20 protein-coding genes and 1 tRNA gene are annotated in these 13,812 nt (G+C 47.3%); 5 read left to right on the forward strand and 16 right to left on the reverse strand.

The features are described from left to right. Positions 1–10: 10 nt before the first annotated feature. From GACE_RS07885 to GACE_RS07905, 6 genes are all read right to left on the reverse strand, one after another. Positions 11–232 (reverse strand): DNA-directed RNA polymerase subunit K, encoded by a 222-nt coding sequence (locus tag GACE_RS07885; RefSeq protein WP_048092521.1) that lies wholly within the window; start codon positions 230–232, stop codon positions 11–13. A 24-nt stretch (positions 233–256) separates the two neighbouring features. After that, positions 257–331 (reverse strand) — tRNA-Pro (locus GACE_RS07890). Further along, positions 317–517, reverse strand: a complete 201-nt coding sequence (locus GACE_RS11425; protein ID WP_084063699.1) for a DNA-directed RNA polymerase subunit N — start codon at positions 515–517, stop codon at positions 317–319. Before GACE_RS11425 ends, GACE_RS07890 begins: the two co-directional genes overlap by 15 nt. 7 nt (positions 518–524) lie before the next feature. Beyond that, a complete protein-coding gene (locus GACE_RS07895) occupies positions 525–923 on the reverse strand; it encodes a 30S ribosomal protein S9 (RefSeq protein ID WP_048092522.1) in 399 nt (132 codons plus the stop codon). Then, the gene (gene rplM / locus GACE_RS07900; RefSeq protein WP_048092524.1) at positions 920–1,393 is read right to left on the reverse strand and encodes a 50S ribosomal protein L13; all 474 of its coding nucleotides are present in this window, start codon (positions 1,391–1,393) and stop codon (positions 920–922) included. Before rplM ends, GACE_RS07895 begins: the two co-directional genes overlap by 4 nt. A gap of 12 nt (positions 1,394–1,405) precedes the next feature. Beyond that, positions 1,406–1,783, reverse strand: a complete 378-nt coding sequence (locus tag GACE_RS07905) for a 50S ribosomal protein L18e (protein ID WP_048092526.1) — start codon at positions 1,781–1,783, stop codon at positions 1,406–1,408. A gap of 241 nt (positions 1,784–2,024) precedes the next feature. Between GACE_RS07905 and GACE_RS07910 the strand changes: the two genes are divergently transcribed. Next, the gene (locus GACE_RS07910) at positions 2,025–2,933 is read left to right on the forward strand and encodes a carbohydrate kinase family protein (RefSeq protein ID WP_048092528.1); all 909 of its coding nucleotides are present in this window, start codon (positions 2,025–2,027) and stop codon (positions 2,931–2,933) included. On the opposite strand, the gene GACE_RS07915 is transcribed toward GACE_RS07910, so the two are convergent. The 4 genes from GACE_RS07915 to GACE_RS07930 all read right to left on the reverse strand — a co-directional run bounded on the left by GACE_RS07915 (position 2,888) and on the right by GACE_RS07930 (position 6,191). Next, positions 2,888–4,123, reverse strand: a complete 1,236-nt coding sequence (locus GACE_RS07915) for an ORC1-type DNA replication protein (protein ID WP_048093794.1) — start codon at positions 4,121–4,123, stop codon at positions 2,888–2,890. The two genes, GACE_RS07910 and GACE_RS07915, sit on opposite strands and share 46 nt — an antisense overlap. Before the next feature lie 111 nt (positions 4,124–4,234). Further along, complete coding sequence (gene cobB / locus GACE_RS07920) at positions 4,235–4,996, reverse strand: NAD-dependent protein deacetylase (RefSeq protein WP_048092530.1); 762 nt, start codon at positions 4,994–4,996, stop codon at positions 4,235–4,237. A 35-nt stretch (positions 4,997–5,031) separates the two neighbouring features. Then, positions 5,032–5,499 carry a KEOPS complex subunit Cgi121 gene (gene cgi121, locus GACE_RS07925; RefSeq protein ID WP_048092532.1) on the reverse strand — a complete coding sequence of 156 codons (468 nt, stop codon included), beginning with the start codon at positions 5,497–5,499 and terminating at the stop codon, positions 5,032–5,034. Then, positions 5,496–6,191 carry a DUF7125 family protein gene (locus GACE_RS07930; protein ID WP_048092534.1) on the reverse strand — a complete coding sequence of 232 codons (696 nt, stop codon included), beginning with the start codon at positions 6,189–6,191 and terminating at the stop codon, positions 5,496–5,498. The genes cgi121 and GACE_RS07930 overlap by 4 nt, the downstream gene beginning before the upstream one ends. A gap of 63 nt (positions 6,192–6,254) precedes the next feature. Between GACE_RS07930 and hisI the strand changes: the two genes are divergently transcribed. From hisI to GACE_RS07945, 3 genes are read left to right on the forward strand one after another with little or no spacing between them, the layout of a single operon-like run. Continuing rightward, positions 6,255–6,587 (forward strand): phosphoribosyl-AMP cyclohydrolase, encoded by a 333-nt coding sequence (gene hisI / locus GACE_RS07935; protein WP_048092536.1) that lies wholly within the window; start codon positions 6,255–6,257, stop codon positions 6,585–6,587. Next, entirely contained in the window at positions 6,571–8,355 is a 1,785-nt protein-coding gene (locus GACE_RS07940; RefSeq protein WP_048092538.1) for a PINc/VapC family ATPase, read from the forward strand. The genes hisI and GACE_RS07940 overlap by 17 nt, the downstream gene beginning before the upstream one ends. Then, positions 8,355–9,122: a presenilin family intramembrane aspartyl protease PSH gene (locus GACE_RS07945; protein WP_048092540.1), complete on the forward strand. Its 768-nt coding sequence runs from the start codon at positions 8,355–8,357 to the stop codon at positions 9,120–9,122. Before GACE_RS07940 ends, GACE_RS07945 begins: the two co-directional genes overlap by 1 nt. Here GACE_RS07945 and GACE_RS07950 read toward each other — a convergent pair. Next, complete coding sequence (locus GACE_RS07950) at positions 9,078–10,031, reverse strand: GTPase (RefSeq protein WP_048092542.1); 954 nt, start codon at positions 10,029–10,031, stop codon at positions 9,078–9,080. The two genes, GACE_RS07945 and GACE_RS07950, sit on opposite strands and share 45 nt — an antisense overlap. Positions 10,032–10,139: 108 nt before the next feature. Here GACE_RS07950 and GACE_RS07955 point away from each other — a divergent pair, with 108 nt between their 5' ends. Beyond that, positions 10,140–11,042 (forward strand): CBS domain-containing protein, encoded by a 903-nt coding sequence (locus GACE_RS07955; protein ID WP_048092544.1) that lies wholly within the window; start codon positions 10,140–10,142, stop codon positions 11,040–11,042. Positions 11,043–11,063: 21 nt separating this feature from the next. Here the strand turns inward: GACE_RS07955 and GACE_RS07960 are convergent, their stop codons facing one another. The 5 genes from GACE_RS07960 to GACE_RS11430 are packed head-to-tail and all read right to left on the reverse strand — an operon-like array spanning position 11,064 to position 13,812. Beyond that, positions 11,064–12,062, reverse strand: coding sequence for an AI-2E family transporter (locus tag GACE_RS07960; protein WP_048092546.1), 999 nt, complete (start codon positions 12,060–12,062; stop codon positions 11,064–11,066). After that, complete coding sequence (locus tag GACE_RS07965) at positions 12,049–12,750, reverse strand: RNA methyltransferase (RefSeq protein WP_048092548.1); 702 nt, start codon at positions 12,748–12,750, stop codon at positions 12,049–12,051. Before GACE_RS07965 ends, GACE_RS07960 begins: the two co-directional genes overlap by 14 nt. Next, entirely contained in the window at positions 12,747–13,376 is a 630-nt protein-coding gene (locus tag GACE_RS07970; protein WP_048092550.1) for an MBL fold metallo-hydrolase, read from the reverse strand. The genes GACE_RS07965 and GACE_RS07970 overlap by 4 nt, the downstream gene beginning before the upstream one ends. Then, the gene (locus GACE_RS07975; RefSeq protein WP_048092552.1) at positions 13,373–13,639 is read right to left on the reverse strand and encodes an elongation factor 1-beta; all 267 of its coding nucleotides are present in this window, start codon (positions 13,637–13,639) and stop codon (positions 13,373–13,375) included. The genes GACE_RS07970 and GACE_RS07975 overlap by 4 nt, the downstream gene beginning before the upstream one ends. An 11-nt stretch (positions 13,640–13,650) precedes the next feature. Next, on the reverse strand, positions 13,651–13,812 hold the full coding sequence (locus tag GACE_RS11430) for a zinc finger domain-containing protein (RefSeq protein WP_084063701.1): 162 nt from the start codon (positions 13,810–13,812) through the stop codon (positions 13,651–13,653).

Consider the following 13,812-nt stretch of genomic DNA (forward strand, 5'->3'; position numbering starts at 1 on the left):
CTGCATCACCTCAAAAAAGATCATATCTCTGAAGCCAGACAAAGGCGTTTCTCCGTCTCTTCACGGTTATGGGTATCGCCCCTCTTTCAAACTCATCCCTGGCGATATCAATTGGATGTCTCGACGGAGTATCGATTAAAACAGGAGCACCCATGGCTATCTGCAATGCCCTTGCACCAATTATCCTTGCCCTCTCAAACCTTGTATATTCGAAGGGAAACTCTTTTTTCAAACATCATCACCCCTTTAGGGAAAGTGGGGCCGCCGAGATTTGAACTCGGGTCACGGCGCCCCGAACGCCGCAGGATATACCAGGCTACCCCACGGCCCCATGATATCTCGCAAATTCCTTAATAACTGACTTGTAGGTCAGAAACATTCTCCTGCAGCAGTATTTCTCAATTCCAAGCTCGTCAAGAGCTTCCTTCGGGGATTTTCCTGAATCAACCAGCGATTTATAATCCTCATATTTGTGAGCTATCACAGCCCCACAGGTGAAGCATCTGACAGGAAACATGAAAAAATCACCTGTATGAGGTCTGCCTCCTCTTTCTTGCTCCTCTACCGCCCTGTTTCTTCGGTTCCTTCCTCCTCACATCGTTAACAAGCAGAGTTCTGTCATACTCAATGAAGGCCCTCTTAAGCTCAGGATCGCCGCTGAATTCGAAAAGGGCTCTGGCTATAGCGGTTCTTGCCGCTTCCGCCTGACCCATCATTCCACCGCCCTCAACCTTGACATCAATATCAACCTGATTCACAAGGTCTTTCGCAATGATTACCGGCTCCAGAATCTTGAGTCTCACCATCTCTGGCTGTACAATTTCCACGGGAACTTTATTAACCCTGATTCTGCCCCTGCCCGGTCTCGCAGTGGCTCTTGCGACAGCAGTCTTTCTTTTACCGCTTGTTACAACAATCTTCATGCTCTCACCTCGAAACCGAGATACCTGCTAACATCACCCAGATACACATATTTCTCTGTCTTGGATACCTTTTCGTACAGAGCTGCATCCACCTTCTCGAACTCCCTGTCCTTGAGCTGATCCGGAACACCCATGAAAACCCTGAGCCTCCTGTAGGCATCCCTGCCCCTTCTGCTCTTCCATGGGAGCATGCCCCTCACAGTTCTTTTGAATATCCTCTCCGGATGCCTCGGGAAGTATGGGCCCTTCTCCTTGCTTCCCCTGTCATATTTTTCCTTATACCTTTCGAGGACATTCTCGGGGCTACCTGTAATTATGGCCTTCTCGGCATTCACGACAACGATCTTCTCCCCCTCAAGAAGCTTTTTGGCAATGTAACTTGAAAGCCTCCCGAGAATGTGACCATCAGCATCGATGATCCTGTAATCCTCACCCAGAGTTTTCAGGACTCTCTCAACATTCACACTCATAAATCCAACACCTCAGACTATAATTCTCAAGTTCTTTCCTTCCGGATTCTCCCTAAGCGCATCCTGAATCGAAAGGCACTTCCCACCGGCAGCTTCTATTTTTGCCCTTGCACTGTCACTGAATCTGAATGCTGCGACTGTTACAGGCTTGCTTATCTCTCCCCCTCCAAGGACCTTTCCAGGTACGACTGCCATCTCCCCGTCATTAACATATCTTTCAAGTTTTCCAACGTTAACCTCAGCGTAATTTCTGAGGGGTTTTGCAAGCCTCTCTGCGAGTTCCTTCCACACCTTAGCCTCCTTTTCAGCGGATGCACTCAGCAAATCATCTATCAGCCTGACAAGGTTCGGATTGCTTTTTCTCCTCTGCAATCTTCTAATCCTGCTCATTTTTCATCACCGCAATGCTGCTTAGCATGATAGCATGGTTATTTAAAAGTATCTCCACAGATGGGGTTTCGTAATATAAAAATTGCTGTTGAAGAACGATGTCATCAGGACACTTAAAACATTCAAATGCCTACCTACAGAGAAGTTTCCCGGGAATAACCTCTGATATAAATCCATTTCAGGCACCACAGCCAATACCAGCACCACAAGATTAAATACCTTCCCCACCACCACAGTAACGATGATATCTGGAATTGGACCGGCTCTCGTAGACAGGGTGTGCATCATAGATGAGTATCCCGCAAGGGGCGACCAGGCCATTGTCAAGATGGTCGAAAAGCATGCCGGAGGAGCCGCAGGTAACGTCATATACGGCCTCGCAACCTTTGGGATCAGAACAAGATTCTATTCGACAGTTGGAAAGGATGAAGATGGCCTCTTTTACAAGCAGGAGATGGAAAAGGCAGGCGTGGAATGCATCTTTCACACGGTGGATAGTGAAACGGGGAGGGTGGACGTTTATGTTGACAGAGGAGGAGAGAGAACCTTCTTCGTTTTCCCGGGTGCTGCCGGGGAGTTCCGCCCATTCCTAACCGAGACTCACTACGCCTGGGGGGAATACTTTTACCTTGACCCATTTCCGTTCGAGGGCAGCCTCGCAGCACACATTGAAATCGCTGAAAAAGCAAAAAAACATGGCAAGAAGGTAATTCTCAATCCCGGTCACCCCTATTCCCGGCTGGGCCTGGAGAAAATCAGAGGCCTTCTCAAACACACAGACATGGTGTTCATATCAAGCCACGAGTACGAGTTGCTTGAAGGTATAGAGGACTGCGTGAGTGCGACAGTCATTACTCTCGGAAAGGAAGGCAGCATGGCGCTGATAGATGGGGAAGAATACCGCGCAAGGGCATTCGAAGTCAGAGTTGCCGACAGCACAGGTGCGGGCGACGCATTCGCAGCCGGATTCATCTACGCCATGCTGAAAGGCTATGGCATCAAAATTTGCCTCAAAGCAGGAAACTTCACAGCGGCATTTAATGTCCAGAAAATAGGGGCCAGGAATTTTCCCGAAAAAATTGAACTGGATGCGTTTCTCGAAAATCAGTCAAACATGTCGAGGGACGATGAAAGCAGCCTGTCCTCATAATCTCTGAGAACCTCGAATCGATAGTCGTCAAGAATTGCCTCCTTGACAGCATCCATTGGTACATCGAGCCTCATCTCTCTTGTTCGCCCGTATCTGCCCTTGGAAATTATGATCGAGTTGATTATTCCAAGCATGTCAAGCTCCGAAAGCAGGTCGCTCACCCTTCTCTGGGTGAGGACATCCATTCCAACCTTCTTGCATAGCGTTTTGTAAACTGCATAAACCTCTCCGGTTATGAACTTCCTCTTGCCATTTTTGTGCAGAAGAATCATGGAATAAAGCACAATCTTGCTCTGATTTGGAAGGGTTCTCACAACTTCAACTATGTTATCTCTTTCCATCTTCTTTACGGCCTCTCTTACATGTTCCTTTGTTACCTTTTCTTCCTCCCTCGATTCGGCAATCTCAGCACTGATTCTGAGCAGATCGAGGGCCTTCCTTGCATCTCCATGCTCATGAGCTGCAAGAGCGGCACAGTAGGGAATCACACCCTCGTCAAGAACTCCATCGTGGAAAGCAAGCTCCGCCCTCTGGGCCAGAATGTCCTCAAGCTGCGTTGCGTTGTAGGGCGGAAATACAATTTCCTCCTCACTGAGAGAGCTTAAAACCCTGGGATCGAGAAAGTTCTTGAACTTCAGATCGTTTGTTATCCCTATAAGGCTCACTCTCGCATTTTTCAGTTCAGAGTTGATTCTCGAAAGGTTGTAGAGGACGTCATCCCCTTTCTTAACGAGCTTGTCGATTTCATCCAGGACGATTATTACAGTCTGATCCCTGCCATCTATTGCCTCCCGGACCTCCTCATAAACCTGATCCGTTGGCCACCCCGTCATCGGCACGTTCCTGCCGAGGGCCTTCGCGAGTGTTGCGAGAACCCTGTACTGTGTATCTATAATCTCGCAGTTCAGGTAATGCACATAGCAGTGGACGTTCATCTTTCTGCTTGCCTCTTCAAGCTGCTTACCCACAAATTTCACAGTTGCAGTCTTTCCGGTACCGGTTTTCCCATAAATGAGGATGTTTGAGGGAGTCTCACCACTTAAAGCTGGAAGAAGGATTGATGCTATGTTCTCAATCTGCTCTTTTCGGTGAGGCAGGTACTCAGGGGTGTAAGAGTGCCTCAACACGTCTCTGTTTTTGAAAATCCTGTTCTTTCTGAGCATTTTCTCAAAAATATTACTGTCAATCATAAGCACACCTCTTGCTCAAAAGTGTAGGTAGTTGGGGGGCAGACAATATGAATTTTTTGATTGTCCCGCAGTAAATTTTTAAAAAATTTTAATTTTTTAGATTTATGAGTGCTATCGATTTATTCTCCTGTGCCTTTTAACCTCTTCAACGATTTCCGGAAGAATTTCTCCAGCCTTTCCGTGAATCACAATGTCGAAAACCACATCAGCCTGAGTTTCCTCAGCATTTATCATTATCAAAGTTGCCCCAGCCTCCCTCGCATAGAGGGGGAGATACGCAGCAGGATAAACCACCAGCGATGACCCAACAACCATAAACACGTCAGCCTGCCTGCTCTCCACAATTGCCTGATTGAGGGTTTCCGATGGAAGTGGTTCACCAAAAAGAACCACCCTCGGTTTCAGATAGTGGCTGCCGCATTCACATTTTACCTCTCCATCGCCGACAAGCATCTTCTCAATTTCGTCCCAGTGATATGTGGCCCCGCAGTCCAAACAGTCAACATGTTCCATAGAACCGTGGAGTTCAAGGACTCTCCTGCTCCCGGCCCTCTGGTGAAGCATATCCACATTCTGAGTTATAACTGCCCTCACAATCCCCATTTCCTCAAGTTCAGCGATGGCAAAATGAGCGGGATTCGGTTCAGCTTTCCTCTTAATCATCAGCTCCTTTGAAAATTCCCAGAATGCCCTGGGATTTCTCCTAAAACCCTGGATTGATGCCACCTCTTCCGGATCGTATTTCGTCCAGAGTCCATCATGACCCCTGAAGGTCGGGACTCCGCTTTCAGCGGAAACGCCTGCCCCTGTAAACACAACCACATGGCTGGCATTTGCGATTGCTTCGGCTGCCTTTCTGATTCGGTCCTCCATACAGGAATTTTACAGGATTGATAATTTAACATTTCCTACTTGGATGCTGCGAAAAGTGCCATCCGCTCTCTCACAAGCATTCCGAGCTTTTTAACTCCCACCACATCAAGCTCTTCATCCGTGATTTCATAAAATTCCTTCAACCTGCTGACCTTTTCTTCATCCATCTGAAGCACTTGACCCTCTCTGAAACCATATTTCCTGAGCAATTCAGCACAATCATTCAGATCGACAACAATCACCCTGTTCTCCCCTTCACCCACGCCAATCGTAACTGCCCTGTTTATCTGTCTCGTTGCAGAAATGTGAAGCAGGATTTCCATGGACAGCGACCTCGATATCCTCCTGCCTTCCCGCCAGGACTTCAGGGCTTTATTTACGGCAAACTCAAGAGATTTTATATCCGCAACATAGTCCGCATTCACAAGCACACAGCCGTCAGGGAGCTTTTTCAGGAATTCCTTCACATCCTCAACGTAAATCTCTCCCTGATACAGCCTCATAATACCCTCGTCACCGATTCCATCCTGATGCCCCTGTCGCTTATATCATATCTGAATATCGTTTTCGGAACAAGCGTCCTCTTCAGCTTTACAATCTTCAGCCTCCTCTGTATCTCAGTTTCAGCCTCCCTTATGCTGAGTTCAATGACGCCGTCAACAACCTGTTTCACGGCAGTCTCGAATTCCATATTGAACATGCCCTTGGTGAAAATAATCATGTGCACAGCTTCATTCCTCTTGGCGCTTATTTTCATTGACTCAATAAGACTCAGGACAGACTTTCTATCGTAACTCTCGGCAAAATACGAGAGAGAATTCAGAACGACCCTGTTGTAATTCCTGGAGGTTTCCGTGATAACCTTATTGTAGGGGTCGCCAGAGAGGGTGAGGCTTTCCCTCACTCCAAGCGCTCCCACCCTTGCACTCAGGAAATCCATAAACTTGACCTTCTCGAGTTCATCATCACTGACTCCAAGATACAGCTTCATACTATCCCTTATATCATCGGCAGTATCGTTGGTTGCTATGTAGAGAGACTGCTCACCTTTTTTGATGCCGTCGTGTACAAAGTGATAGGAATAGATCTCGGCACCTGCACCAGGGTCCTCAATAAAGAGGATCACACTTCCAGCTGGAAATCCGCCGCCAAGCTGAGAATCAAGGTTAAGTATTCCCGTGGAAACTCGCTTCATCACACCACCCTCAAATTTTGATGTTAAAATAAATTTATAAACATTTCCTGCAAAAAATTCCTGATGGAGCTTAAATATAACAGTGACGGATTGATCCCGGTAATTGCTCAGGATGCAGACAGTAAGGAAGTGCTCATGCTGGCGTATGCCAATGAAGAGGCAATTAAAAAAACTTTAGAAACCAAAAAAGCTCATTACTACAGCAGAAGTAGAAAAAAACTCTGGATGAAGGGCGAAGAATCCGGAAACATTCAGGAAGTTGTTGAGATTAAAGTTGACTGTGATGGAGATGCAATCCTGTATCTGGTAAAGCAGAAGGGAGTTGCATGCCATACCGGCAATTATTCATGCTTTTACAGAAAACTGGAGGGATTTGTAGATGAAATACGTGGTTGATACGAGTGTTGTGATAGACGGAAGAATATCGAGGATGCTTGAAAATAACGAGCTTAAAGGCACGATAATTATTCCCGAAGCTGTCATCGCCGAGCTGGAGGCACAGGCAAACTTCGGGAAAATGACAGGCTTTCAGGGCCTCGAGGAGATAAGAAAAATCAGAGAGCTTGCTGAGAACCTCGGCCATCGTGTTCTCTTCCTTGGCGATAGACCGGGTATTGAGCATGTAAGGCTTGCCAGAGGAGGAGAGATAGACAATCTGATAAGAAAGGTTGCTGAAGAAGAAAACGCCACGCTGATAACAGGAGACAGGATTCAGTATCTCGTTGCAGTCTCAAAAGGCATCCAGGCAATCTATCTCGGCAAGGAGAGAATAAGGCCCGAAGAAGCCAGAATTATGAGGTTCTTTACGGAAGACACTGCAAGCGTTCATCTGAGAGAAGGCGTTCCGGCATACGCAAAGAGAGGCAGAATAGGTCAGCTTGAGCTGGTGAAGATTACGGACGAGCCCCTAACTCTCGAAGAGCTAAAAGCAATCGCCCACGAGATAATCGAGGCTGCGTCTCAGGATGAGGATAGCAGCATCGAGATTGAGCGAAAGGGCGTTACAGTCATCCAGCTCAGAGACCTCAGAATAGCGATTGCCGAAAGACCTTTTTCGGACAGGATGGAAATCACTGCCGTCAGGCCAATAGCAAAGGCATCCATTGACGATTACGGCATAAGTGAGGAGCTCAAGAAGAGAATAATCGAGAGACAGAGAGGAATTCTGATTTCAGGTCCCCCAGGTGCAGGAAAATCAACCTTCGCTGCAAGTGTTGCCAACTACCTGATGGAGAACGGGTACATGGTAAAGACCATGGAAAGCCCGAGAGACCTGATGGTAAGGGATGAAATCACCCAGTATGCTCCGCTCGAGGGAGACATGAGTCTCACGGCTGATGTTCTGCTCCTTGTGAGGCCGGACTACACAATATACGATGAAGTTAGAAAAACGTCCGACTTCCAGGTTTTCGCCGACATGCGTCTGGCAGGCGTGGGTATGATCGGCGTCACACATGCCACACGGCCAATAGATGCGATACAGAGAATGATAGGAAGGGTTGAGCTTGGTGTCATTCCTCAGGTGGTAGATACTGTGATTTTCATCGATGCTGGAAAGGTTGAGAAGGTTTACGAACTCAGGTTCACGGTTAAGGTGCCGTTCGGAATGACTGAGGCAGACCTTGCAAGACCGGTTATAGAGGTCATAGATTTTGAGTCAAAAAGAGTTGAATTCGAGATGTACACCTACGGAGAACAGGTAGTCGTGATGCCGGTCGAGGAAAGTCAGCAGGAAAACAAACTCTTGGTTTATGCAATCGAGAGCAGGATTGCAGAGCTGGTCTCGGCTTTCGAAATTGTTCCGGTGAGCGACAGAAAGGCGGTTGTCAGGGTGCCTGAGGACGAGGTTCCACACCTCATAGGCAGAAAGGGAAAGAGAATCAGAATGATTGAGGAAGAACTCGGAATCAGCATCGACGTCGAGCCACTCAAAGCAGAAAGGAAAAATGTGATGGAAACCGTGGTTGACGAAAAGGGGAAGCACTACGTCATTCTTGCAGAGGGGCTTGAAGGAAAGCAGGTGGACGTTTACGCAGGGGACAAATACCTCTTCACGGCAGAGGTTGGGAGGCGTGGAGTCATAAGGGTCAGAAAGGATAGAGAGGCAGGAAAGGAGATTAAGCTCGCCCTTGCAAAAGGAGAAACAATAAGGTTGAGATACTGATGAAGGACAGACTCGGCATTTCGGTTTTCTTTTTGCTCACAGCGCTCCTGGCATTGTACATTGCACCGTACTACTCCTCCGCAGGAATGCAGGCTTTCGAGGACACATCCGACGTTGCAAATTCAGTTTACTACATCCTCATGATACTCGGCTTTACCGCCATAGTCATCCTGCTAATAAAGCTCAGAAAAGACCTGTTAAAACCGCTGTTTTATCTGCTCATCCTGATAACATATTTCTACGCATTCATGCCGTTCATCGGAGTTCTCTCAGCAATACCCTCGATCATTCTCCTGTATCTGCTGGCAAAAACCAGGCACTGGATGGTCGTGAATATCTCCGCACTTCTCATAGCCTCGGCAGTCACGGCGATATTCGGCATAAGCCTCGAACCGTTCCCTGTGATCGTCCTCCTCACATTGCTCGCAGCATACGATTACATCGCAGTCCACAAAACCAAGCACATGCTAACCCTCGCCGACAGCGTTTCTGAGATGAAGATTCCGGTTGTTTTCATCATCCCCGGAAAAAACAGAGATGCGATAATGGGTGTTGGCGATGCAGTCATGCCAAACATTCTTGCCGTCTCAGCGATAACATTCAATTCCTCCCCTATCCAGGCACTGCTCACAGTGATATTCGGCTATGCAGGACTTTTGATACTGCTGAAAATGGTTGAGACAAGAAAAGAGGCTCAGCCAGGACTTCCCATACTGAACGCATCAGCCATTCTCGGATTTCTTCTTGGATTTCTCTTCTGCCATTGAGATTACCAAACCAAGGAGTTCATCAACTCCCTCTCCCGACACGGTCGATATGGCAAGCCGATCCCTTTTCTCATGCAGATCCGCCTTGCTGTAAATTTCAATAACTGGGACATCAAACTGATCCCTTATCTCATAGAGCAGGTTCATCTGCTTATCAATCTCATACCCGCATGATTCTGTAGGATCGATGACGAAAATTACCACATCGGCCAGGTATCTGAGGGCAAGGATCGCCCTTCTCTCAATCCTGTTCCTCCTATCCATCGGCCTGTCAAGCAAACCCGGCGTGTCTATTACCTGAATTCTGAGGCCATCCGCATCAATAAAACCAACGTTGATTTTCTTTGTGGTGAATGGATAGCTTGCTATTTCCGGCTTAACCGTTGATATGGCAGAAATTATGCTGGATTTACCGACGTTCGGATAGCCTGCAAAAACTGCGGTGAAGTCACCGCTCAGTGTGGGGATTTCCCTCATTCTGTTCTTGGCATCGTTCAAAAATCTGAGAGCATCATCAACCTGTTCGATTATTGAAGCTATTCTCCCGTAAACCTCCTTAAGAACCCTGTCGGGATCGTTGCCACCCTTTATTCTTCTTATCCCTTTAGATATTACCTTCTGAGTCATTGTGTTTGCCCAGCTCAGGGCGGCAAGACTCTTTTTCAGTCTCCGTATTCCAACCACCACATCAACCATTTCCCTGTAAAAGTCATCCAGATTGTCATAAGACGGGTGAGAGCTGATTATTCTTTCAAAATAATTATCGAGAACGTTTGAAATCGTTGAAAGCTTGTTCAATGCCTTTTCCCTGCTATTTCTGCCACTAACCTTTGACGCTCTCCTGAACGCTTTATCTATCAGCTCATCGGCAGTGAGCACAGTTGGTAGCCTTCTCGGGTTGAAACTCATTCCAGAGATTATTGCGGTGAGAGGTTTTAAAATCTATCCCTCCCTCATAAAAATGCTGGAAAAATATATAAACTATCCAGTAGTCCGATTAGCAAGGAGGGATAGATAATGGACCTTGAGCTTACGCAGATACAGAAGGACATACTGTACGCCCTTGTGACCATCTACAAGAACAAGGGAGGCGGTAGCGTAAAGGGTGAAGAGATAGCAGAGCTGATAAACAGAAATCCGGGAACCGTCAGGAACCAGATGCAGGCTCTCAGGTCACTGGGTCTTGTCGAGGGAGTTCCAGGGCCAAAAGGAGGGTATAGGCCCACATCCAAGGCATACGAGCTGCTATCGATAACAAAATACGACGAGGCCGTTAAAGTCCCCGTCTTAATTAACGGGGAGATACAGGAAGATCTCTCCGCTGAGGAAATCATATTTCCAACACTGAGCCATCCCAAGGTCTGCCAGGCAAGAATAAGAATACTCGGAAACATCAGGAAGATCTCTCCAAACGACAGAATTGTTGTGGGTCCAACGCCAGTAAACGAACTGCTTGTTTACGGAAAGGTTGTTGGAAGAGATGACACTGAAAACATGGTCGTGATAGATATCGAGAAAATCGTCGCCCTGCCAAAGGACAAGGTGGGCGAGCACATGTCAACGCCAATCATAACAGTCAATGCTGAAGAGGTTGTCAGAAACGCTGCAAAGATGCTCGCAGAAAGAGGAATTTACTGCATGCCGGTGGTGAAGGAAGGAGAGTTCGTGGGCATTTTCACCCTCGACCACGTTGCGAAGGCAGTTGCAGAGAACAAAGTCGATGGAGAAGTCAGAGAGGTCATGAGACCAAAGATTGTTTCGGTCGAGAAGGACATCTCCGTTGGTGAGGCTCTGAGAATCATGAACGACGAGGATGTAAGAATACTCGTCGTAAAGGATGCTGGAAAGGCCGTTGGAGTCATAACCGACCAGAAGATTCTGAGACTGATTGCACCCGAACACATGGGTTCACATCAGTAGTGCAATTCTGTTTTATCTTTTTCAATTTGCTGCCGAGTTTCCGCTCTGTTTTGTGTAGTGGTTGTAAACGGCCGTGAGGAATGCTGCAAGCATGGGTGAAATGAAAAAGCCGGTTACACCCGCCGCGAGACCTCCGCCAAGAAACGAGAGCATTAAAACGAGAGGGTGTATTTTTGAAGTGTATCCAACAAAGTAGGGCCTCAATATGAGCTCAGGAATGATGTAAAGAAATACACTGCCTATGGCGAGGAACCATGCTGCTTTAACCCAGTCCATGAACACAAGATAAAGTGTGAGTGGCAGAATTACCATCCACTCTGCAAATACGGGAATCAAAGCGGCAAGAAACATCAGACCGCTGAGAAGGGGCACGTAAGGAATTCCAAATGCCATGAAGTACGGTATGCTCACAATCCCCATCAGCAGAGCGAAGAGGAAGTTCCCGAACCAGAGGTTCATCAACACGCTGTCAAATTCTTCGAAGAAATCACCAACCTCCTTTTCCGGAAAAACCCGGTCTATAATTTTCCTCGTAACAGTCTTTCCGTCGATTATGACATAAAAACACACAATGGTGGAGATCAGAAAGTTCATGACGAAGAAAATGAATTTGGTGGTTACGCTGAACGCCAGATCACCTATCTTAGTGTTGAATACTGCAACAAACTGGTTGAGTGCGGGGCGCACGGTCCTGGATATATCGGGATCGAGGCTGTTCAGATAGGAGTTCAGGATAGCCACATACGTCTCCAGGTTCTTCATGACCACTATAAGCTCAGTCACACCCTGAAAGACTCCGTAAGCAAAAAAGAGCAGAAGGGGCAGAGAAATTATCATCGTGGAAAGAAACGCTGAAACTCCTTCCCCCACCCTCCTGCTCAGTCTGGTGTGAAGGGGCCTGACCGCGTAGGCAAGTGCCACACCCATCAGTATCCCATCGAGAATTGGCGAAAGGAGATATATAAATGCAAACACCAGTATGATGAGTGAAAAAATCAGTATGAGCCTATTTCTTTCCATGCCGGAATTTAAGGTGTTTTATGTATAATACTGTTTTCCTTATGATACCCGAAATGTGGTTCAACTCGTACTTGCTCATTCCCGCCCTGCCAAATGCCCTCTTCAGAACAACAGTGGACTTATCAATCCTGTGCTTTGGATACCAAACCTCATTCATCAGTTCCCTGAAGTAGCCAACGAGGATATCCACGTCCTTCTGGGTGGCTGGCTCAAACTCCTGACCGGCCTCGATTCCGGACAGCTCATACAGGATGACGGCAGCAGCATGGCTGACATTCATGACCGGGTATTCCTCACTTGTGGGTATGCTGACCACAGCATTGCAGAGCCGAATCTCCTCATCCAGAAGCCCGAAGTCTTCCCTGCCGAAGAGAATTGCCGAGTTTCCGGTTATGATTTTCTTCAGCTCTCCCGGTGTTACCGCTTTCCTAATATAGCTCCCGATGTTCCTGCTCCTTATACCTGTTGTCGCCACCACAAGACTCTTCCCTGCGAGGTACTCTTCAAGGCTGTCAATAACGGTGGCGTTGTCCAGTATGTCCCTGGCGTGGGAGGCGGTGATGTAACTCTCTCTCGTTACGTGGCAGTTGTAGAGGACCAGATTTCTGAATCCAAAATTTTTCATAGCTCTGGCTATGAAGCCAATGTTTTCAGGAATTTTAAGCTCGACAAGAACAACATCAATCATAGAAACATTCTTGCAAGCTTAAACGCAAGCTTCAGATGCTCACCCGCACCATCCACTGGCTCATCGTGTCCGGGATACATAACCTCAACGTCAAGCTCTGAGAGCCTTTTAAGAGAGTTTACCAGGTCGTAGGCACTCCCTCCGGGAAAATCCACCCTTCCAAAACCCCCATTAGGAAATGCAGTGTCTCCTGTGAAGATTATTCTCTCCAGCTCGTCATACAGACAGATACTCCCGGGTGTGTGTCCGGGGGTGTGCAGGACTTCCAGCTTCAATTTTCCGAGGTTTATCAGCTCCCCATCCTTCAAAAGCCTGTCAGCTTCAAAGGGTGGAAAATCCACTCCGAAAAACGAGGCGCTGAAATTGTTCGTCTTCACAAATTCGTATTCCTTTTCATGAATCAAAACCTCTGCCCCGCTTACTTTCTTTAAATCAGCGGTAGCAGAGGCGTGATCAAAATGAGTGTGGGTGAGAATGATGTAATCCAGACTTTTAATATCAATTTTGCTGGAGACAGCATCTATTATAAAAGCGGAGTCCCCTCCGGGATCGACTAAAGCAATCTTTTCATCCTCAATAAGATAGGCATTGGCCCCAAGAGGGGGAGTTAAAATTCTCTCAATCATACAAGCTCCTGCACTTCAATCTCAACACTCTCAACGTCGTCAATGCCCTGAATGCTCTCAATCAGCCTGTCTCCAATCCCCTCGGTGTCAGGCATCACAACAACAACTATCAGAGCCTTGAGACCGAATGCGATTGGCTGTATTCCAAAGTCGGTTATCTCAACTTCATCCGGCTTCGCCTGCGAGACCTTCTCCTTGAGCTGCTCCAGATCCACTTCAACACCCTTGGGCATTACCCTGAGTTTCATGAACACCCTACCCATGCGTTACCACCTCATGGTCCCTCAAAACCGCAGTTTTCACACACATACGAGTTCGCAAGCCTCCTGCATTTTTTACATCTGTAAACCATTTCACCGCATGATGGACATGGAAACGCGACATAGTTCGTTCCTACAAGATTTGCATTGCAGGTTACACACTTGTATATTTCCAT

Origin of the sequence: Geoglobus acetivorans, assembly GCF_000789255.1 — an archaeon.
Classification (GTDB): Archaea; Halobacteriota; Archaeoglobi; order Archaeoglobales; family Archaeoglobaceae; genus Geoglobus; species Geoglobus acetivorans_B.

Bases quoted from the DNA above. Each gene is read 5' to 3' on its own strand.
- GACE_RS07965 (WP_048092548.1), bottom strand. From the start codon at position 12,750: ATGATTGATGTTGTTCTTGTCGAGCTTAAAATTCCTGAAAACATTGGC.
- GACE_RS11430 (WP_084063701.1), bottom strand. From the start codon at position 13,812: ATGGAAATATACAAGTGTGTAACCTGCAATGCAAATCTTGTAGGAACG.
- GACE_RS07895 (WP_048092522.1), bottom strand. From the start codon at position 923: ATGAAGATTGTTGTAACAAGCGGTAAAAGAAAGACTGCTGTCGCAAGA.
- cgi121 (WP_048092532.1), bottom strand. From the start codon at position 5,499: ATGAGGCTGTATCAGGGAGAGATTTACGTTGAGGATGTGAAGGAATTC.
- rplM (WP_048092524.1), bottom strand. From the start codon at position 1,393: ATGAGTGTGAATGTTGAGAGAGTCCTGAAAACTCTGGGTGAGGATTAC.
- GACE_RS07910 (WP_048092528.1), top strand. From the start codon at position 2,025: ATGATATCTGGAATTGGACCGGCTCTCGTAGACAGGGTGTGCATCATA.
- GACE_RS07945 (WP_048092540.1), top strand. From the start codon at position 8,355: ATGAAGGACAGACTCGGCATTTCGGTTTTCTTTTTGCTCACAGCGCTC.
- GACE_RS07940 (WP_048092538.1), top strand. From the start codon at position 6,571: ATGAAATACGTGGTTGATACGAGTGTTGTGATAGACGGAAGAATATCG.
- GACE_RS07970 (WP_048092550.1), bottom strand. From the start codon at position 13,376: ATGATTGAGAGAATTTTAACTCCCCCTCTTGGGGCCAATGCCTATCTT.
- GACE_RS07915 (WP_048093794.1), bottom strand. From the start codon at position 4,123: ATGATTGACAGTAATATTTTTGAGAAAATGCTCAGAAAGAACAGGATT.
- GACE_RS07950 (WP_048092542.1), bottom strand. From the start codon at position 10,031: ATGAGTTTCAACCCGAGAAGGCTACCAACTGTGCTCACTGCCGATGAG.
- GACE_RS07960 (WP_048092546.1), bottom strand. From the start codon at position 12,062: ATGGAAAGAAATAGGCTCATACTGATTTTTTCACTCATCATACTGGTG.
- GACE_RS07975 (WP_048092552.1), bottom strand. From the start codon at position 13,639: ATGGGTAGGGTGTTCATGAAACTCAGGGTAATGCCCAAGGGTGTTGAA.
- cobB (WP_048092530.1), bottom strand. From the start codon at position 4,996: ATGGAGGACCGAATCAGAAAGGCAGCCGAAGCAATCGCAAATGCCAGC.
- GACE_RS07955 (WP_048092544.1), top strand. From the start codon at position 10,140: ATGGACCTTGAGCTTACGCAGATACAGAAGGACATACTGTACGCCCTT.
- GACE_RS11425 (WP_084063699.1), bottom strand. From the start codon at position 517: ATGTTTCCTGTCAGATGCTTCACCTGTGGGGCTGTGATAGCTCACAAA.
- GACE_RS07905 (WP_048092526.1), bottom strand. From the start codon at position 1,783: ATGAGCAGGATTAGAAGATTGCAGAGGAGAAAAAGCAATCCGAACCTT.
- GACE_RS07930 (WP_048092534.1), bottom strand. From the start codon at position 6,191: ATGAAGCGAGTTTCCACGGGAATACTTAACCTTGATTCTCAGCTTGGC.
- hisI (WP_048092536.1), top strand. From the start codon at position 6,255: ATGGAGCTTAAATATAACAGTGACGGATTGATCCCGGTAATTGCTCAG.